At 45.7% G+C, this 20,823-nt stretch carries 12 protein-coding genes; 4 read left to right on the plus strand and 8 right to left on the minus strand.

The window, feature by feature from the left end; genetic code table 11:
• Nucleotides 1-244 precede the first annotated feature (244 nt).
• The 8 genes from BC643_RS22940 to BC643_RS22975 all read right to left on the minus strand — a co-directional run bounded on the left by BC643_RS22940 (nucleotide 245) and on the right by BC643_RS22975 (nucleotide 11,780).
• The gene (locus BC643_RS22940) at nucleotides 245-1,291 is read right to left on the minus strand and encodes a FecR family protein (protein WP_120275805.1); all 1,047 of its coding nucleotides are present in this window, start codon (nucleotides 1,289-1,291) and stop codon (nucleotides 245-247) included.
• A 92-nt stretch (nucleotides 1,292-1,383) separates the two neighbouring features.
• Nucleotides 1,384-1,956: an RNA polymerase sigma factor gene (locus tag BC643_RS22945; protein ID WP_120275807.1), complete on the minus strand. Its 573-nt coding sequence runs from the start codon at nucleotides 1,954-1,956 to the stop codon at nucleotides 1,384-1,386.
• Nucleotides 1,957-2,192: 236 nt separating this feature from the next.
• A complete protein-coding gene (locus tag BC643_RS22950; protein WP_120275809.1) occupies nucleotides 2,193-4,055 on the minus strand; it encodes an alpha-amylase family glycosyl hydrolase in 1,863 nt (620 codons plus the stop codon).
• 178 nt (nucleotides 4,056-4,233) lie between these two features.
• Nucleotides 4,234-6,078: a glycoside hydrolase family 13 protein gene (locus BC643_RS22955; protein ID WP_120275810.1), complete on the minus strand. Its 1,845-nt coding sequence runs from the start codon at nucleotides 6,076-6,078 to the stop codon at nucleotides 4,234-4,236.
• 31 nt (nucleotides 6,079-6,109) lie between these two features.
• Nucleotides 6,110-8,431, minus strand: coding sequence for a family 65 glycosyl hydrolase domain-containing protein (locus BC643_RS22960; protein ID WP_120275812.1), 2,322 nt, complete (start codon nucleotides 8,429-8,431; stop codon nucleotides 6,110-6,112).
• 5 nt (nucleotides 8,432-8,436) lie between these two features.
• On the minus strand, nucleotides 8,437-9,108 hold the full coding sequence (gene pgmB / locus BC643_RS22965; protein ID WP_120275813.1) for a beta-phosphoglucomutase: 672 nt from the start codon (nucleotides 9,106-9,108) through the stop codon (nucleotides 8,437-8,439).
• A complete protein-coding gene (locus BC643_RS22970; protein ID WP_120275815.1) occupies nucleotides 9,105-10,469 on the minus strand; it encodes an MFS transporter in 1,365 nt (454 codons plus the stop codon). The genes pgmB and BC643_RS22970 overlap by 4 nt, the downstream gene beginning before the upstream one ends.
• A 297-nt stretch (nucleotides 10,470-10,766) precedes the next feature.
• A complete protein-coding gene (locus BC643_RS22975; RefSeq protein ID WP_120275816.1) occupies nucleotides 10,767-11,780 on the minus strand; it encodes a LacI family DNA-binding transcriptional regulator in 1,014 nt (337 codons plus the stop codon).
• Nucleotides 11,781-12,224: 444 nt separating this feature from the next.
• On the opposite strand from BC643_RS22975, the gene BC643_RS22980 reads away from it, so the two are divergent.
• The 4 genes from BC643_RS22980 to BC643_RS22995 all read left to right on the plus strand — a co-directional run bounded on the left by BC643_RS22980 (nucleotide 12,225) and on the right by BC643_RS22995 (nucleotide 20,716).
• The gene (locus BC643_RS22980) at nucleotides 12,225-15,191 is read left to right on the plus strand and encodes a SusC/RagA family TonB-linked outer membrane protein (protein WP_120275818.1); all 2,967 of its coding nucleotides are present in this window, start codon (nucleotides 12,225-12,227) and stop codon (nucleotides 15,189-15,191) included.
• An 18-nt stretch (nucleotides 15,192-15,209) separates the two neighbouring features.
• Entirely contained in the window at nucleotides 15,210-16,781 is a 1,572-nt protein-coding gene (locus BC643_RS22985; RefSeq protein ID WP_120275819.1) for a RagB/SusD family nutrient uptake outer membrane protein, read from the plus strand.
• A gap of 17 nt (nucleotides 16,782-16,798) precedes the next feature.
• Nucleotides 16,799-17,890, plus strand: a complete 1,092-nt coding sequence (locus BC643_RS22990) for a SusE domain-containing protein (protein ID WP_120275820.1) — start codon at nucleotides 16,799-16,801, stop codon at nucleotides 17,888-17,890.
• Nucleotides 17,891-17,992: 102 nt separating this feature from the next.
• Entirely contained in the window at nucleotides 17,993-20,716 is a 2,724-nt protein-coding gene (locus tag BC643_RS22995; protein WP_120275821.1) for an alpha-amylase family glycosyl hydrolase, read from the plus strand.
• Nucleotides 20,717-20,823: the final 107 nt, after the last annotated feature.

The raw sequence follows: 20,823 nt of genomic DNA on the forward strand, positions 1-20,823 counted from the left end.
AAGCATAAGAAAAAAACGGTTAGTTTCATCATAATTAATACTCTTAGAAAGGCTTTCCCAAAGTCGGAGCCCTTCATCATTTCATTTTTTTTCATAGATTTGAATAGTATTCGTTAATACAAATTGAAATTGCCTGAATTAGCCGTTCAGGTGAAAAATTAGCAGGGAAGTACGCCAATACTTTCCTGTTTCTTTTAACGGTGTTTTTACATAAGCCCTGTTTTTCTATTTAGTTTTATCGTTTTCATTGGTATAAAACAATCCTGCGTCGCTGATCACGGGAGCCGCCAAACTCTTTGGGATCAACAAAACGGTATTTAAATGATGTCGAAATACTGAGATACTTTAATATTTGATCTAAAGATTCATCGTTAAAGGTTGCCGTAAAGTGGTATCCGAGCAAAACCTCGCCCTTCACTTCAATATCGACATTGTACCAGTTCTCCAACAGACCTACCATTTCTTCCATCGTATCGTCCTGAAAAACAATCTTTCCGTCTTTCCATGCCGTATAGCGGCCAATCTGTTTTGTTTGAGACTGATATATTTTATTTGCTTCTATGTCGTAATCGGCAACTTCAGATGGTTTCAGGTGCAACAGTTCGTTTGTTTGATTTTTACTCTCTTTTATCACGCTTACACTACCTTCAACAAGAGCTACCGTTACGCGTTTCATGTTTTCGTAGGCATTCACATTAAAGCTTGTTCCCAAAACCTTCACGCCAAGGTCGCGGGTATGCACAATAAACGGTTGTTGCGCATTGTGGTGTACTTCGAAATAGCCTTCACCGACCAGCTCGACATCGCGTGTATTTTGACTGGTAAATGTGTTCGGGAATTTGAGTTTACTGCCGGAGTTTAGCCACACCTGTGTTCCGTCTTCCAGCGAAATTTTTGTTTGGGTGCCGTACGCCGCTTTCACTTCCTGGTAAACCACATTGGTTGCTACAACTTCTTTAACAGGTTCCTGACGGAAATAATTAATGGTAACCGAAAATATCAACGAAAGCAGGATGACGGCAGCTGCCTGCATCCACCACTGAAGTTTAAATGATTTGGATTTCCGGAATTGCGGGATTCTCTTTTTTGTTGTAGTAAGTGCTTTCTCCAGATTAATTTTATCGGAATATTGAAGCGCCTCCGATTTGTTCCAAAGTGCCTTGTACCGTTTCCATTCGGCAAAGTTATCGTCTGAAGCAGCAATCCAATCAGCAATGCGCTTTTCTTCCTCTGAAGAAGCCTGACCGGCAAACGATTTAATCAGGATAGGTTCAATTTCGTCGTTTTTCACTTTGGCTTAATTTTACCAATAGACGAAATAGTCAGCGATGCACCCTACATCATTTGTTATTTTTTTCTAAAATTTCTTAAACTTGGAAATTATCAGGTTAAAAATAGCAGTAAAAGAGGAAGATAGTCTTTCAATTCACCTCGAAGAATTTTTAAGGAACGGCTCATCAATGCCTCAACACCTTTTACGGAGATGCCCATTTTCTGAGAAATTTCGCCATAGGTTAGGCCTTCAAAACGGCTATACTCGAAAGCTACGCGGCAACGTTCGGGAAGCATCGATAGCGCTTCAACTAGTTTCTCTTCAAATTCGTGTGACAACAAAACTGCGTCTGAAGAATCAGTCATTCCAACATCTTCACCCACCGACTCAACCACCAGTTCCCGCTTAAATTTCCGAACATGATCGATGGAGCGATTTCGAACCATAAAAGAAAGATAGCCTGAGAGATTCGCAATTTTTGTCGCATCTTTCCGATTCTCCCACATCTTCACAAAACATTCCTGAACGATATTTTGCGCGTGATCCAAATCGTGAACATAGAGATTTGCCTGAGCACACAACCCTTTAAAGTACTTCCGAAAAATATAATCGAAAGCCTTCTCCTGACCGTCCTGTAACGAGTCAAGAAGAAATTGATCGGATTGGAAATTTGGCTGCGGCATAACAATGTTCCAAATATAACAGTAAAAACCCTATTTTTTTTCAGAATGTCCTAAAGACAGAAAAGGCCGCAATAATGCGGCCTTCTAAATGAATCTGATCAATTAACTAACTAAATCCCAATTTATGAAATTGGTTGTTTCTATTTGCGTTTATAGAGCTATTCTACCGTTTTCCAGCCTATAAGTTTGCCTTTTAACTCACTATTTTTGATGTTGTCAGACATGTCAATTTTAGCTTAATCCACTTGAAAAATAAAGGATTGCAAAGGCTTCAAGACGACATTAATTTGAGCCTTATTATTCGTTACGTTTAGTCGGTGTTCACCATCGTTTGTAAGCACATCCGTCAGAGCGCAGTCACCATCAACTAAATGCCAATCTTCGATAGTCCGGGTGTCCAGTTTTAGTTCGAATGAATATGTTTCACTGTCGCTGAAATTGCAGATAATAATCACCCTGTCATTGTCCTTCCAACGCACAAATGAAAACACTTTATCATTGTACCCCGGGGTATTTTCGCGATTGAAAGAATGAATCTCGCGATAGTTTCCGTTCAATGCTGTTGATGTTGAAGAAAAACGGAGCAACGTCCGGTAAAACTGATGCAGCTCTTTTTCTTGCGGAGTAGACTGCCCGCCATCGAATGCGCCGCCATTCATCCAGCGCTGATGAGCCAGGACTCCCCAGTAATCAAAAATCGTGGTTCGGCTTGCTGATCCGAATCCGGCATCCCCGGCTGCCGGCTCGCCAACATCCTGCCCAAAATACAGCATGGTTGGCGATGTACTAATACAGGTTGAAACCACCATGGCAGGCTTTCCTTTTTCTGCACTTCCCGCAAATTCGGGGCTGGCAATGCGCTGCTCGTCGTGATTTTCCAGGAAATGCAACATGTGGTGCTCGATATCCGCCAAACCATCCTGGATCGGCGCAATGTGATCAGTGCTTCCATGCCCCTGCATAATGTGTTTCAGGGTGTCGTACAATTCCACTTTATCGTACAGATAGTCCATTTTACCCAACCGGATATAATCGCGATACAAACTTGGATTGTATACTTCCGCCAACAGAAAAGCATCCGGATTTTTCATCTTGATCGACGAGTTCATGTAACTCCAAAACTCAACCGGCACCATTTCGGCCATATCGTAGCGAAAACCATCTACGCCCCTATCCAACCAGAAAAGTGCGATATCCCGAAACTTTATCCATGAGTTGGGAACATCTTTGTCTTTCCAATAATTAAAATGAATCTGATAACTAAGTGTATCATAACCTGCCGGCAAACTGTCAAAATCAGGGGTCCCATCAGGACGAACGCCGTAGTTCACCTTTACCGTTTCGTACCAATCGTTAATGTCTGGTTGTGCTTTACGAGATCCGTTGCCCGTCCATTTGGCAGGATACTCTTCAAATTTGCCGTCCGACAGCGGATTCTCTTCGCCACCCAGCGGTTTGTACCCGTTCCCGGCAACCGGCACCTGAAATGCTTCTCCCGGGATATAGTAGAAGTTATTATCGCGTTTGTATTCAACAGAAGTATCATCATTTTCTCCAAAATCAGCCACACCTTCGGGTTTTGAGATGGAATGGTAATTTCGGGCAACATGGTTCGGCACAATATCAATAATCACCTTCATGCCGTGGCGATGCGTACGTTCGATTAGTGCCTCGAACTCTTCCATCCGCTTCGCCGGGTCGATGGCCAAATCGGGATCAACATTGTAATAATCTTTTACTGCATAGGGCGAACCGGCACGACCTTTTACCACATCGGGATCGTCATTATCGATACCATAAGCCGTGTAATCGCAAATAACTGCATGATGTGGCACGCCCGTGTACCAAATGTGGGTGACGCCCATCGCTTTAATCGAGTCGAGCGCCCGATCCGTGAAATCGGCGAACTTCCCTACCCCGTTTTCTTCAATTGTTCCCCAAGGTTTGTTGGTTGTATTTGTATTGCCAAACAATCGGGTGAAAACCTGGTAAACAACCGGTTTCCCTTCATTCGTTTCCTTTTCAGGAATAACACTCGTTTTGGGTTGACAAGCCAACAGAAACAAACCGGATAGTAACATGGCTAGCTTATTTTTCATTTTATGAATGGAATTTTGAAACCCTGTTAAATTTCGAAATAGTCATCCTTAACTTATTTCCCAAGACGTCATCCCGAATTTATTTCGGGATCTCTTTGTGAATGGAAAAGATCCTGAAACGAGTTCAGGATGACTATCGACTCTTCTTCTATTATTTCGGTTTTAGCGTACCGCCAGACTACTTCAACTCAATAATCATTGCCGATTCTGCAGGCACGGCAATTGTTAAGAGGTCAGTCAAATTTGTCGCTGTGATAATGTCTTTACCTGTTGTGAAACCGCCCATCACTTCTGAAAAACGATCCGTTTTGACCTGCTTTTCCTGCATATTTTTATTCAGAATCACCATGACTGTTTCTTCATCGTTTGTTCGGAAATAGACATAAACACCATCTTCCGGGACGAAGTGAATCAAGCGACCATTGTGAATGACCTCCTTATCTTTCCGCCAATGTTGAATAGTGCGAACATAGTTTTGCATGTCCTTTTGTGCGTCAGTCAGTCCTTCGCCGGTAAACGCATTCACCGCATCTCCGTCCCATCCGCCCGGGTAATCACTGCGGATCACGCCATGATCTTCGGTTCCCTTGTTACTCATCAGAACTTCTGTTCCGTAATAAATCTGTGGTATTCCGCGAGTCGTCAGGAAGTACGCCACGCCCAGCTTGAGCTTATTCACATCTTCGCCAACCTGTGTGTAAAAGCGCGACATATCGTGATTATCGGGGAAAACAACCAGGTTACCAGCATCCGAATATTGATAATCGTTTGATAAAGCTTCATACAGCTCGATCATTCCGTAGTCAAAATCTTCCGCATGGTTCATTGCCCGCGAGGCTGCATTTTGCAAGGGAAAATCCATCAGGCTGGGCAGGTAGCATTCGTAACCGTCGCTGTTTACTTTTCCTTTTTGCCAATACGAAACCGTCGCCGGATTCATGCTCCACTCCTCTCCCACAATGTTGAAGTTCGGGTATTCTTCGAGTACGCGTTTTGTCCAGTCGGCCATCATGTGCTTGTCCGGGTAAGGCCAGGTATCCTGACGGATGCCATCCAAACCAACATACTCGATCCACCAAATCGAATTTTGGATCAGGTAGGTTGCCATGAACGGATTGCGCTGATTCAGATCAGGCATGCTTTCAACAAACCAGCCGTCCGACATTGCTTTTTTGTCCGCCTCCGAAGCATGCGGATCCTGGTTCACCGTTCTGCGATGGCTCGTCACTTTCCAGTTTGGATAGTTGTTAATCCAGTCGTGCATCGGCATATCGTCCATCCACCAGTGCTCCGAGCCACAATGGTTGAAGATCATATCCATGATCAGCTTCATGCCCCTTTTCTTCAAATCTTTTGAAAGCTCGAGGTATTCGTCATTGCTTCCGTAACGCGGGTCAACCTTGTAAAAGTCGGTGGTTGAGTAACCATGATAAGAAGTTTTGGTCATGTTATTTTCCAAAACCGGGTTCAGCCAAACAGCTGTAAAACCCAAATCCTGAATGTAATCGAGGTGATCAACAATCCCCTGTAAATCGCCACCGTGACGACCGTCTTTATCTGCCCGGCTCGGCTGTTCTTTCATCCCCTCCACGGCGTCATTTCCTGGATTGCCGTTGGCAAAGCGGTCAGGCGTGATCAGGTAAATCACATCTGAACTGTTGAAGCCCTTTCGTTCTGACGAATGTGGTTCGCGGGTTTTCAATTCGTATTTAAATTCCCCGGTTTGCTTTTTACCGGTTTTAAACACAATCGCAAAACTTCCGGGCTGTGCGTCTTTCGCGATCTGAAGATCGACAAACAGGTAGTTGGGATTTTCAACCCGCGTTACACTCTCAATCGTAACTCCGGGATAGCTAATTTCAGGCATACTGGCGCCGATATTCTCGCCATGAATCATCAGCTGCAGGTTCGGATTTTTCATGCCAACCCACCAGAACATCGGCTCAACCCGATCAATTCCGGCAGCCATCAGAAAATTGAGCTGCGCAACGAACAGGACAAGAAGTACTAAATAACGTTTCATTGGTTTTCGGTTTTTCTTACAATTTAACTTTTTATTGGGGAACTGATTTGCTCGCCAGCACCAATTCGCCGTTTTCCTTTAGTTGGTGCTGTTCACCCCAAATAACAACATCAACAGCGACCGCGCTGTGATTGGTAATTTTCAGTTCACTGCCCATGCGGATTTCCAGGTGTGCTCCACGGAAATTAATTCGGAATGCAAAAGCATCCCATGATTTTGGGAGAAATGGGTTCAACAGCAATTGGCCGTCTTTTACATCCATGCCACCAAAAGTCTCCACAAAAGCCAGCCAGGTTCCTCCCATACTAGTAATGTGAAGACCATCTTCTGTATCGTTGTTGTAGTCATCCAGGTCGAGGCGAGCCGTGCGCAGGTACATTTCGTAAGCTTTTTCCTCGCGACCAATACGTGCTGCCAGAATCGCATGAATACAGGATGACAAGGACGATTCGTGAACAGTGATCGGTTCATAAAAATCGAAGTGGCGACGCAAAGTCTCCTTGTCAAAGTCGTGCCGGAACCAGTAAAAACTTTGCAAAGTATCCGCCTGTTTTATGTAGCAGGAGCGCAAAATCCGGTCCCACGACCAGTTTTGGTGAATCGGACGTTCGGCAGGATCAAGGTCGGCAGCCGGAATAATTTCTTTGTCCAGGAAGCCATCCTGCTGCAGGAAGATTTCGCGCTTCTTATCGTATGGGAAATACATGTTGTCAATGATTTCCCGCCACAAAGCGGTCTCACTTTGCTCGTTGAACGACCATTTGCGGGTCAACTCGCTGTACAAATACGGATGTTCTTTCGTGAGGTAATCGATCACCTCAAGGGTATATTTCAAGGTCCACACTGCCATGCGACTGGTGTGGAAATTATTATTGACGTTGTTCTCGTACTCGTTCGGACCGGTAACGCCCAGCATGACGTAGGCGTTTTTATCCTCTGACCAGTTAATACGCTGCGCCCAGAAACGAGAGATTCCAAGCAAAACTTCGAAGCCAAACGGAGCCAGGTAGTTTTTGTCGCCGGTGTAGTTGATGTAATTGTAAATCGCATAAGCAATCGCACCGTTCCGATGAATTTCCTCAAAAGTGATCTCCCACTCGTTGTGGCATTCTTCACCATTGATGGTCACCATTGGGTACAAAGCTGCACCATCGCTGAAACCTAATTTCTGTGCATTTTCAATCGCCTTTTGCAGGTGCTTGTGACGATACAATAAAAGGTTTTTGGCCACCAACTGCGGAGCTGTCGCCATGAAGAATGGCAAGCAATAGGCTTCAGTATCCCAATAGGTTACGCCGCCGTATTTCTCACCGGTAAAGCCTTTGGGACCAACATTCAGCCGCTCGTCATCGCCCGAATAAGTTTGCATCAGCTGGAAAATATTGAAACGGATGCCCTGCTGCGCGGCAGCATCTCCTTTGACCATGATATCGGCCGTTTCCCAACGCTTCTCCCACTTTTCGCTATGTGCATCAAACAACTTATCGAAACCGGCAGCAACCGCCTCGCCCAATTTCACTTTAACATGCAGCATCAGCTTTTGTCTGGATTGATAAAGCGATGAGTTAACAGCCATGTATTTTTCAATAACAACTTCATCACCGGCAGAAACGCCGAGCTCAAAATTATTGGCTACAAACTTTTCGTCGGAATACGGCTGCCGGGCTGCCTTTACTTTTTCGCCATTGTGGTACAAATGTGTTTCGATACCATGACAAACAAAAAACGAGGTTTTCTTGGTTTCCATGCAAAGGAAGGCTTTGTCCGGAGCAACATCTTTTTCGGTCTCCATCCAAAATTTCTCGTCGTAGTTCGAATCTTCATTGGCGATATCGCCATCGATGAAGGAACAAAGGCTAAGTGTTCCGTCGAAATTGACGCTTTTCAAGCTGTAGCGGATAGCACCAACCTCTTTTTCGGCGATGCTCAGGAATCGTTCTGCTTTAACCTCGATTTTCTTTCCCGATGGCAACTGGGCTTTGAAAGTGCGGGTTAGCAGTGCTGTGCGCATATCCAAAACACGCGAGAAATCTTCAACTTCCGCCGTCGCCAGGTCCAACTCTTCCTCGTCCAACCGGATGCGGAGGCCGATCCAGTTGGCGGCATTCAGGATTTTGGCGAAATACTCGGGATAGCCGTTTTTCCACCAGCCTACACGTGTTTTGTCGGGATAGTAAACCCCCGCCATATAATTTCCTTTGAGCGAGTCGCCCGAATAAGTTTCTTCAAAATTAGCCCGCTGGCCGGTGTGTCCGTTTCCAATGCTGAACAGACTTTCCGAAATTCGGTTATACCCCGGATTAAATCCTTCTTCAATAACCTGCCATTCCGAATGTATAATGTAATTTTTCATACTTGTCACTTAGTCATCGTTAAATTAATTTGTTGAAAAAGGCTTTCAGGTTCAACCCCGTCAAAGCCGGGAATAACCAAATCGGCCATGGCTAGCGTTTTTCGGTCACCAATTCCGACGCATCGCATGCCACCGTTACGGGCTGCTTCCACCCCGGCTATCGCATCCTCGAAAACCAGGCAAGCTGCCGGTTCAACCTGTAAAGCTTCCGCTCCTTTCAGAAAAACCTCGGGATCGGGTTTGGCTTTGCTGACTTTTGTTCCGTCGATAACCGCATCGAACAAATCCCCAATCTTCAAACGTTCCAGGATTAATTGCGCATTTTTACTGGCAGAGCCAAGGGCTACACCAATCTTTCTCTGCCTCAACCCGGTCAAAAACTCTTTCACTCCAGGCAAAATTTCGTCTTCGCCCATCTGCATGATGTAATTCAGATAGTCGCTATTTTTTTGTTCCGCCAGTTCATTTTTCTTTTCCTGCGGCAGTTCAAGCTTTCCTAAATTCAGGATGATATCGAGCGAATCCATTCGACTTACGCCTTTCAGCAGTTCGTTGTGCTCCAGGGTGAATTCGATACCCAACTCTTCAGCCAGTTTTTTCCAGGCTAAAAAGTGATAACGGGCCGTATCGACCAGAACTCCGTCCAGGTCGAACAAGCAAGCAGCTATTTTTTTCATTGTCTTTTTTCTCGAGGTGTTTTGATCGAGGTGACAGCCAAAGCGCCTAACAGCATGGAAACGCCGCAGACAATCATCATGTAAATCGCTTCGTTAGCAAAGAGACTTTTCAGGATGAAACCGCCTACAAAGCCCGAGATAATTTGCGGACCTGCAATGGTAAAATTGAAGATGCCCATGTAAACACCCATCTTATCGGCCGGCAGCGATTCGGAAAGAATCGAGTACGGCATGGCCAGGATTGCCGCCCAGGCAATACCAACGCCAACCATCGACAGAATCAACAAATTGGGTGAATTGAAAAAGTACATGGAAATATAACCTACTCCTCCAAGCAAAAGGGCAACGCCGTATGTGGTTTTCCGACCGAAAGTCCCGGCAATGCGGGTCATTACAACCGAAAACAACGCCGCAAACAAACTGTAGGCGCCAAACAAAACGCCGACCCAGTTTCCGGCTTCCTGGTACAACTCCGATGTGGCATCACCTATGGGTGTTCCAAAGGCATGTTGCGCCACCGCAGGGGTTGTGTAAACCCACATAATGTAGAGTGCAAACCAGGAAAAGAACTGTACAAGCGCCAACTGAGCCATCACTTTCGGCATTTGAGTGAACAAATGCCAAAAGTTGGTCAGCTTTTCGCCCAGCGATTTTTTTTGTTTCCCGTACGCCGTCCATTCGTCGAAGTCGATCCCGTTTTGTGCGCAGTATTCTTTAGGTGGATATTCTTTGGTTTTAAACACCGTCCAAATAACCGATAGCAACAAAATAGCACCGCCAATGTAGAATGACCAAATTACAGAGGGAGGAACCTCGCCTTCGGCAGCCGTGTTACTTACTTTCAAAATATTGGTCAGAAAATAAGGCAATACAGAACCAACAACTGCCCCTGTGTTAATCAGGAAGCTCTGCACCGAGTACCCCAGCGTGCGCTGGTTATCGGGAACCATGTCGGCCACCAAAGCCCGAAAAGGCTGCATGGTAATGTTGAACGAGCCATCCATCAGGGCGAACATCAAGGCTCCAAAAACCAGAGCCGGGATAACTGACACCAAAGCTGCCGAGTTGGGCATGAGCCACATGGCAACAGCGGCAATAAATGCGCCTCCTAAGATGTACGAGCCACGACGGCCAAAACGGTTCCAGGTTCGGTCGCTTGCCGCACCAACAATCGGCTGGACAATTAAGCCCATCACCGGAGCTGCTAACCAAAAAAAGGAAAGGGAGTGCAAATCAGCACCCAGGTTTGAAAGTATCCGACTGACATTGGCACTCTGTAATGCGAAACCGATTTGAATTCCCAGGAAACCAAAACTGACATTCCAGATTTGCCAAAAACGAAGAGCAGGTTTAATCTTCATATTAGCTTATTAAGTTTCAAGGCTGTCAACCTTTTAAATTTAAAAACTGAAATTGCCACGCACCAATCAGGCGAGCCTGAAAAATGCATGCTTCGGATTCTGAGAAACTCAGTTAAAAACGGAATAAAATCGAAGTAAAATATCGGATGATCTGGAGCAAATATAAGCTGCAATTTTCAAATTATGCAAATTCCCGAATATGCTCTGCATCCAACAACAGACTGAAAAAGAACGAAATTCGGTCTGCAAAGCCCATTTCAAACGTTTGCGGAGAAATTTGAAAAAATTTTGATTTTCTTATTTCGACGACTCTCGAACAACCAAATTCCCTTGCAAAACACGGGTAACTGGTGTGTAATTTTCGTCGGAGCTGAGTATTCGCTGCAGCAAAATCTCGGTGGCCAGACTCCCCATTTCATAGCCGTGTTGATCGACTGAAGTCAATGGAGGATTGGTAATCCCCGACAGGCGTCCATCGCTAAAACCTACAATTGCAATTTGCTCCGGAATTTTAACACCTAACTTCTGCAGTCCTTGCATCGCACCCACAGCAGTCAAATCATTGGTAGCAAAAATACCATCCGGTAAATTCTTATTGTCGACCATATGTCTGACAGCAACAACAGCCTTTTCAAAATTATCAGCCTCAATAATCAATGCAGGATCCTCGGTCAATCCCGCTTCCCGTACTGCTCGCAGGTAACCGTCTTTACGATTCGTACTAATTTGTAAATGACTCGGTCCCGAAAAATGCACGATTCGCTTTCGACCATTATCAATCAAATGCTTCGTCGCTTTGTATGCGGCTTCTTCATCATCAATTACCACCTGGTCAGACTCCAGCCCCGGAACAATCCGATCGAAAAAAACGAGCGGAATTCCCTTTTCTTTCATCATTCGCAGGTGATCGAAATTTGTCGCTTCTTTGGCTACCGAAACCAGAACACCATCAACCCGGTGAGCCAGCAACATATTCGTATTGGCCACTTCCCGGTCGTACTTCTCATTCGACTGACATATCATAACCGTATAACCCGCTTTATAGGCAACATCTTCGATACCACTAATAACAGATGAGAAGAAATGATGTACAATCTCCGGGATAATAACCCCGATCGTATTGCTTCGGCTTTGCTTCAAACTCAACGCAATGGCATTGGGCTGGTACTTCAATTGCGCCGCCAGCTCGTTAACCGCTTTCTTAGTCTCAACACTGATATCCGGATGGTCCTTCAATGCACGCGAAACGGTTGATGCGGAAATACCCAATATGCGGGCAATATCTTTAATGGTGATCGGATTGTTTTTCATCAGCTGGTTTGGGATGTGTCCGCAATATAGAAATAAAAACAGGAATAGATATATGCTCTCCGTCTTGCAAAAATATGTTATTCAAATATAGCGACGTTGTTTACAGCTCAAGATCAATACGTTATATTAAATATCAATTTAAGCCGCCACAATGCCAAACGAACTAATTTATTCATCATAAAAGACAACGAACAAAAGATCAAAACATCTTTTAATCAACACCTAAAAGCACCCCACCAGTAACCACCTGTTTTTTAACACAATTGATGCAAACGTCACCGCAAACGTTTGCATAAAAAAGGCCTTCGATTTGTTAAAAAAAATTAAAACCTATCATTTAATATTGTCCCATCGGATCATAAAACGGAATAAATCTCATTCAAAAAAAACTTGAAGTAAGGAATCGATGACCTAATTGAATTAAATGAACTAATTAAAAAAAACATGAAGATTATTCGCAAAAACTTAAACGTCCTTCTAATGGCTTTGGGACTCTTACTGAGCAATGTTGCGTGGTCCCAGGTTGTTAGTATTTCCGGAAAGGTTACCGACTCTGCAACCGGTGAACCACTTCCCGGAGTTACAGTCTTGGTACAGGGAACAACAATTGGAACTATTACCAATTTCGACGGTGAGTACGTTCTTAGTGTAGAGAAGGGCTCCACCGTTCAATACACCTATATTGGTTACAAGATGACTGAACTGGTCGTTGGAGAAGAAACGACTATTAACGTATCACTCGCTGTTGATACCGAACAACTGGAAGAAGTTGTGATCATCGGTTACGGCCAGGTTAAAAAGGATGACGCTACCGGATCGGTTGTGGCGATTAAGTCTGATGATTTTAACCAAGGCTCGAGCAGTTCGCCACAGGATTTGATCGTCGGTAAAATTGCCGGTGTAAATATTACCAGTGAAGGTGGCGCTCCCGGATCAAGCACTCAAATTCGTATTCGTGGAGGTTCATCCATGTCGGCCAGCAACGATCCATTGATTATTGTTGACGGTATGCCACTGGACAACCGTACAATCAGCGGGATGAGCAACATTCTTAACTCTATTAACCCGGCGGACATCGAAACCTTCACGGTTTTGAAAGACGCTTCGGCGACAGCGATCTACGGATCCCGTGCATCGAACGGGGTTATCCTGATTACAACTAAAAAAGGAACAAAAGGACAAGATCTGCGCCTGAACTTCGACTCGAAATTCTCGGTTAGCGAGGTGAAGGAAACCATCAGTGTTTTGAATGCTGACGAGTTCCGCGATTTGGTAAATGCCCGCGCCGTTGATCATTCTTCAGTAAACCCTGATTTGATGGGCTCAGCCAATACCGACTGGCAAGACCAAATCTTCCAAACTGCGATTGGACAAGATTACAACCTGGGGCTTTCAGGTTCAGCAGCTACAATCCCATTCCGTGCATCAGTTGGCTACACCAACCAGGATGGTATCCTGAAAACATCGAACCTGGAACGTTACACCGGATCGTTAAATGTTACTCCGGACTTCCTGGAAAACCACTTGAAACTTAGTTTAGGCGTGAAAGCGATGAAAATTAACAACCGTTTTGCCGACAAAGGCGCGATTGGTAACGCCCTACGCTTCGACCCGACACAGCCGGTGAAAGATGACGACCCAAAGTACGATCGCTACGGTGGCTACTACACCTGGTTGATGTCTGACGGAACACGTAACGTGAACGGAACACGCAACCCGGTTGCCCAATTAATGCAACGCGCTGACGAATCTGATGTATCACGTGTTATTGCCGATTTCCAGGCAAACTACAAGGTTCACTTCCTGCCTGAATTGAATGTGACTGTAAAAGGTGGCATTGACTATTCAAACAGCGATGGAACAATCGTGACGGACACACTGGCCGCTTGGACGCAAGCTTCATCAGTTGGCGTAAACCGCGTGTATACTCAGGAGAAGAACAACAAGCTGTTCAACTTCATTTTGAACTATCAAAAAGAACTGGACGGAATTGACAGCCGTATCGATGCGATGGCCGGTTACGAGTGGCAACACTTCCACATCACCAGCAGTGCTGTTGAATGGGATCGCGATGACAATAAAATTGAAGATTCGAAAGACGCTACCGAAAACTACCTGGTTTCGTTCTTCGGTCGTTTGAACTATACTTTCAAAGATCGCTACTTGTTAACAGCAACAGTTCGTCAGGACGGCTCTTCCCGTTTCCACAAAGACAATCGCTGGGGTACGTTCCCGTCATTTGCTTTTGCCTGGAGAATGAGCGAAGAAGGATTCATGCAGAACATCAAGCAGCTTACCAACCTGAAACTTCGTTTGGGATACGGTGTAACCGGTCAGCAAGAACTGAACTCGGGTGACTATCCATACCTGGGAACTTACCGCCTGAGTGACAATCGTACACAATATCAATTCGGGGATCAGTATTACACGCTGATCAGACCGAACGGATACGACGAGAGCCTGGAGTGGGAAGAAACAACCACCTACAACGCCGGTTTGGACTTCGGATTCTTCGACAACCGCTTGAACGGATCGATTGAAGTTTACAAACGGAAAACGGAAAAGCTGTTGAACACCATCCCGGTTCCTGCAGGAACAAACTTCACCGACCGCTTGCTGACTAACGTTGGTGACCTGGAAAACAACGGTTTGGAATTCTCATTAAGCGGTATAGTTATCAGCAAACAGGACATGAACTGGGAGCTTGGGTTCAACCTGGCTTACAACAAGAACGAAGTTACCCGCCTGACAAACTACGACGATCCTGATTACAGAGGCGTTGAAGTAGGTGGAATCAGCGGTGTTGGTGTTGGAAACTATATCCAGATTAATGCTGTGGGCCATTCGTTGAATACATTCTATGTGTACCAACAGGTTTACGATACTGATGGTAAGCCAATTGAAGGCTTGTATGTTGACCGCAACAACGATGGTCAGATTACCCTGGACGACAAATATTATTACAAAGATCCGGCTCCAACCGTGTCAATGGGTTTCTCGTCTAAATTCAACTACAAAAACTGGGACTTCGGTTTCAGCGGAAGAATTTCCTTGGGCAACTATGTGTACAATAACGTAATTGTAGGTGCCCGCTACCAGGAGCTGACCGTGAACGAATACCTGACTAATATGCCTTCAGAAATCAAATTCTCGCAATTTGAAACGGCACAACAGTATTCAGACTATTTTGTAAAAGATGCTTCTTTCCTGCGCATGGATAATATTTCATTGGGTTACACCTTCAAGAAAATTATTCACGACAAAGTCAACCTAAGACTGTACTCTACCGTGCAAAACGTATTTGTGATTACTGACTATGATGGTCTGGATCCGGAAATACCGAGTGGAATCGATAATGATGTGTATCCACGTCCAAGAATATTCACCTTCGGTCTTAGTGCTAATTTTTAATCTAAACCAGCTTTTACAATGAAATCATTATATATCAAAAGACTTAGAGACATTTTGCTGTTGGGCATCCTATTCGCTCAGGCAGCATGCGTCAACGATCTGAACACCACGCCGATCGACGAGGACATTCAGACTGAAGAGAAGGTTCTGACGGACGACCTGTCGTACAAAGAACTATTAGCCAAATGCTACGCCGGCTTCATCTTAGGCGGACAAACAGCCGTTGACGGGGAACCTGACATCAGCAGTATCAACGGTAGTTTTTCATCGTACCTGCGTTTGTTATGGAATCACCAGGAGTTACCAACTGACGAAGCAATTTGTGCCTGGAACGACGGTAACCTGCGCGACCTGCATGATATGGACTGGAACTCATCAAACGAGTTCGTAACAGCTATGTATTACCGGATTACCCTGGAAATTGCATACTGTAACAACCTGATCAAATTAACAACCGACCAAAGTGAGTATGCTGAATACCGCAACGAAGCACGCATGCTTCGTGCCATCAGCTACTGGCACATGCTGGACATGTTTGGCACCGGACCGTTTGTAACAGAAGAAGACCGTATCGGATCATTCTTCTTCCCCGAACAGGCAACTGCTGAGCAGCTTTACAATTACATCGAATCAGAACTTCTGGAGCTGGAAACGCTTTTGCCGGACCCCAGAACCAATGAATACGGTCGTGTAGACAAGGCTGCTGCGTGGATGCTGCTTTCAAAACTTTATTTGAATTCAGAAGTCTACATCAACACCCAGAAATATACCGAGTGTATTACTTACACCAAGAAAATCATCGGAGCAGGCTACTCACTTGAACCAACCTATGCCAACCTGTTTTTGGCTGATAACGACTTGCGTACCAATGAAATTATCTTCCCGATTATTTCCGACGGAGACAGCGTTCAAACCTGGGGTGGTATGACCTTTATCATTCACTCATCAGTTGGTGGTGATATGCCGGCAAGCGAATCAGGTATCGATGGTGGTTGGGGTGGTAACCGCACAACCAAAGCTTTTGTTGAGATGTTCGACGATCCAAGCGGTACAACCGACAGTAGAGCAATGTTCTTCTCCGAAGGTCAGAACTACGAAATTGAAGACATCTTCCAATTCCGCGATGGTTACGCCATTCGTAAATACCGCAACGTTACTTCGGGCGGTGCAACCGGAAGCAACCTGTCGTTCCCGGATACCGACTTCCCGATGTTCCGTTATGCTGATGCGCTGTTAATGTACGCTGAAGCCGTTCTTCGTGGTGGTTCCGGTGGCGATGCTGCCACAGCTCTTGGTTATGTCAACGACATTCGGGAAAGAGCCTATGGTGATGACTCTGGCGACATCAGCTCAAGCGATTTGACACTGGACTTCCTTCTGGATGAAAGAGCCCGCGAACTTTTCTGGGAATGTCATCGTCGTACCGACTTGGTTCGATATGGAAAGCTAACGGGTAGCAGTTATCTGTGGCCTTGGAAAGGAGCGACAAAAGATGGTGCATCAACTGATGATCGTTTCAATGTGTTCCCAATTCCGGCTTCCGACATCAACGCCAACCCGAATTTAAGTCAAATTAAAACCGGTTATTAATCTTAAAGCTAATCGACATGAGAAAACTCATTCATCTATTTATAATTGCACTGGCTGTCGGTTTACTCAGTTCTTGTGAGGACACAGACCTGGTGACCATCGACACCACAACCTCAAGCGCACCGGAACTGTCTCAAATTCCGTCCATCGAACTCTCAATGGACAATGCGGATGATGCGCTTGCATTCAGCTGGACAGCTGCAGACTATGACATCGCCCTGGCGGTAACCTACCAATTGCAGATTGCTGCATCGGGAACAGATTTTGCCGAGCCTTACAACCTCTACAGCGGAACAGGATTAAGTACCTCTGTGACGGTATCAACACTCAACACAGCCATCTTAAACAAGTTGGCGCTGGATCCGGAAACCGAAACATCAATCGACTTCCGCGTCGTTTCAACTGTTAGCACTGCTGTTGACAATTTGACTAGTTCAACACAATCGGCAACTGTTACACCATATGCAACCGAGTTCCCTCCGATCTATATGATTGGAGCAGCTACCGGTGGCTGGGATACATCCTTAGCTGTTGAAGTGCCAAGTTCATCACCAAGTGTTTACACTGCTGTTTGGAAATTCATCCAAAACGAAGCATTCCGTTTCTTCGCCCAACAGGACTGGAGCCCAACGAGCTACAACTATCCGTATTTCTCCGCTGGTTCTGTTAGCAGCCTGCTGGAAGATGCAATGGACGGCGACAACAACTTCAAGTTTGTGGGTGAAACCGGATACTACCGGGTGACCGTAAATTTGAAAACACTGACCGTTGAAATGGAATCGGTTGCTGAACCGATTATGTATATGACCGGAGCTGGAATCGGCGGCTGGGATCAACCCGGAACTGGCGCTTCTATTAAAATGACCTTCGTCAAAGAAAACGTATGGAAAGCAACTGCAACTTTTGTTTCAGGCGAAGCATGGCGCTTCTTTGCACAAGCCGACTGGAGCCCAACAAGCTATAACTACCCGTACTTTGCTGACGGCACTGTAGCTGCCATGTTTGAAAACGCGGGTGATGGCGACAGTAACTTCAAAAACAAATCGGCCGGCACTTACGTGATCACGCTCGATTTAAATGAGTTGTCTGTTACGGTAGCGGCACCATAACTTTACTAATCTCATAAAGAACTGGGGCTGCCTGTATTCTCAACCGACAATCTGCAACGTTGGAATATAAGGCAGCCCTATTCATCATCCAAACCCGGAACTATGAAGTATTTTCTACCCCTGATATTCCTTTTTGTAAGCTTCCTGGGCAAAGCGCAAATTACCAGCTCTCCGGCTTTTCCGACAGCCAGTGTGGCGGTAACAATTACCTTCGACTCTTCGATGGAAAGTCGACTAGGCTATTTTACCGGCGATTTGTATGCACACACCGGGGTTAAAATCGAAGGGAGCGACTCATGGCAACATGTGATTGGAAGTTGGGCTAACAATACCACACAACCCAAGCTTACCTACCTGGGCAGTGGCCGGTACGAATTGGTAATCACTCCCGATATCAACACTTATTACAGTGTTCCGGCAACAGAAACCGTAACTCAACTGATGTTTGTTTTTCGTTCTGCCGACGGAACCAAGCAAACCAACGACTTGCCGGTAACCGTTTACCAGTCGTCACTGGCGATCACCATTTCGTCTCCGGAAGGTCAAACGCTGTTTCAACAAAACTCCAGTCTGAGCATCTCCGCTTTGAGCTCAGCTGACGCCGACTTAAGCCTGAAAATGGATGAAACATTGCTGGCTTCACAAACCGGAAGCAGCATTTCAACTACAACGACATTAACCGACACCGGCTGGAAATGGCTCATTGCCTCCGCCAGCCTGAACGGATCGACCACCTACGATTCGTTACATATCTTTGTTAGCCCCGCTCCCGGGACACAAGCAAAACCAAGCTCCTACAAGCAGGGCATTAATTACATTAGCGAAACTGAAGTTGGACTAGTCCTTTTAGCGCCCAACAAAACCGACATCTACGTTTTGGGCGATTTCAACGACTGGACACCTTCGACTGACTACCAGATGAAAAAAGATGGCGAATACTTTTGGATCACCCTTTCCAATTTAACGCCTCAACAAGAATACATTTACCAATACTGGATCGACGGAGACGTCCGGGTTGGCGATCCGCTTTGCGATAAAATCAGCGATCCCTACGACGACAGCTACATTACAGATGCAGTTTATCCCGACCTGATTGTCTATCCAAGCGACAAAACCTCGGGCCGTGCATCTGTTTTGCAAACCGGCCAAACCGCTTACGAATGGAAAACCAGCTCGTGGACCTTGCCGAGCAAGGAAAATTTATTGATTTACGAGCTGCTGATCCGCGACTTTACCGAGGACGGTACTTACCAGGCGGTTATCGACAAACTCGGTTACCTGGAACGCCTGGGCGTGAATGCCATCGAGCTGATGCCATTTAGCGAATTTGAAGGCAACAGCAGCTGGGGTTACAACCCGAACTACTATTTTGCCCCCGACAAAGCCTACGGAACCAAAGATGATTTGAAAGAATTGATCGACTCGATTCATAACCGCGGGATGATCGTCATTCAGGACATGGTTCTAAATCATGCCTACAACAGTTGCCCCATGGCAAAAATGTATTGGGACGACACCAACAGCCGTCCTTCAGCGGACAATCCCTGGTTCAACGTAACATCACCAAATACCGCCTATTCGTGGGGTTCCGACTTTAATCACGAGAGTACCTACACTCAGGCCTTTGTTGACACGGTTACCAGCTATTGGATGAATGAATATAAGGTGGATGGCTTCCGCTTCGATTTTACCAAAGGGTTCACCAACACAGCCGGAGACGGTTCGGCCTACGACGCCTCGCGCATTGCCATTCTCGAGCGTATGGCCAACCACATCTGGTCGGTAAAATCCGATGCTTACGTTATTCTCGAGCATTTTGCAGCTAACGCTGAAGAACAGGTACTAACCAGTTACAGCAATGGTATGATGGTATGGGGAAATGGCAACTACAATTTCAACGAAGCAACCATGGGCTGGAATGACAACTCGGATTTCTCCTGGTCATCCTACCAAGCTCGCGGATTCGCTCAACCCGGGCTGGTCGCTTACATGGAAAGCCACGACGAGGAGCGCCTGATGTATAAAAACCTGCAATACGGAAACTCATCCGGCGACTACGATATCACCCAACTTGCAACAGCATTGGAACGTAATGCAATGGCTGCAGCCTTTTTCTTTAGTTTGGCCGGGCCAAAAATGATTTGGCAGTTTGGTGAGTTGGGATACGATTATTCCATCGATTACAACGAACGGGTTGGTGAGAAACCGGTCAAATGGGATTACCTGGACGATACAAACCGGCAAAAGCTTTTCGATGTTTACTCGGCCATGCTGCGACTCCGGAAACAATATCCGGTTTTCACCTCGGGAACCGAGACACGCAGCTTGAGCGGTGCAACCAAATCGTTACAGCTCTCAAAAGACGGACACCACATCACGTTGATCGGTAACTTCGGAGTGGCTTCAGCCTCCATTTCTGCACCGTTCTCGCAAACCGGAACCTGGTACGAGTTTTTCACCGGAGAAACTTACGCCGTCAGCTCAACCAGCCAAACCATCACATTGGCAGCAGGAGAATACCGGTTGTACTCGGATCAGCAGTTACCCGCCTTCAAGGATTTGGCGACCGATGTCGAGGATCAGCAAATTGCAGCGAGCTCAGTTTCTGTTTTCCCAAACCCGGCCTCAACACAACTTTGGGTTCAGGCGGATGAAAAGATCACTGAGCTCCGGATTTTTACGATGGATGGGAAACTGATCCGGGAAGTCAGCCCCGAACAATCAACTGTCGACTTAAACATTGCCAACCTGCAAAACGGCGTTTATTTTCTGCAAATAAATTCCGGCAGCAAAACAACAAACAGTAAATTCATCAAATCGAATTAATAGCTACCGAAAATAATTAACAATGCAATAGCCATACAGACAAAGCTCATGCAAAACGAAAATGAATCAATGGCTATTCCTTGAGTACGTTCAAAAAATTAATAGTA

This window comes from Mangrovibacterium diazotrophicum (genome assembly GCF_003610535.1).
In the GTDB taxonomy this organism is placed as follows: Bacteria; Bacteroidota; Bacteroidia; order Bacteroidales; family Prolixibacteraceae; genus Mangrovibacterium; species Mangrovibacterium diazotrophicum.

Bases quoted from the DNA above. Each gene is read 5' to 3' on its own strand.
- BC643_RS22995 (WP_120275821.1), top strand. From the start codon at position 17,993: ATGAAGTATTTTCTACCCCTGATATTCCTTTTTGTAAGCTTCCTGGGC.
- BC643_RS22970 (WP_120275815.1), bottom strand. From the start codon at position 10,469: ATGAAGATTAAACCTGCTCTTCGTTTTTGGCAAATCTGGAATGTCAGT.
- BC643_RS22975 (WP_120275816.1), bottom strand. From the start codon at position 11,780: ATGAAAAACAATCCGATCACCATTAAAGATATTGCCCGCATATTGGGT.
- BC643_RS22980 (WP_120275818.1), top strand. From the start codon at position 12,225: ATGAAGATTATTCGCAAAAACTTAAACGTCCTTCTAATGGCTTTGGGA.
- BC643_RS22960 (WP_120275812.1), bottom strand. From the start codon at position 8,431: ATGAAAAATTACATTATACATTCGGAATGGCAGGTTATTGAAGAAGGA.
- BC643_RS22990 (WP_120275820.1), top strand. From the start codon at position 16,799: ATGAGAAAACTCATTCATCTATTTATAATTGCACTGGCTGTCGGTTTA.
- BC643_RS22945 (WP_120275807.1), bottom strand. From the start codon at position 1,956: ATGCCGCAGCCAAATTTCCAATCCGATCAATTTCTTCTTGACTCGTTA.
- BC643_RS22950 (WP_120275809.1), bottom strand. From the start codon at position 4,055: ATGAAAAATAAGCTAGCCATGTTACTATCCGGTTTGTTTCTGTTGGCT.
- BC643_RS22955 (WP_120275810.1), bottom strand. From the start codon at position 6,078: ATGAAACGTTATTTAGTACTTCTTGTCCTGTTCGTTGCGCAGCTCAAT.
- pgmB (WP_120275813.1), bottom strand. From the start codon at position 9,108: ATGAAAAAAATAGCTGCTTGCTTGTTCGACCTGGACGGAGTTCTGGTC.
- BC643_RS22985 (WP_120275819.1), top strand. From the start codon at position 15,210: ATGAAATCATTATATATCAAAAGACTTAGAGACATTTTGCTGTTGGGC.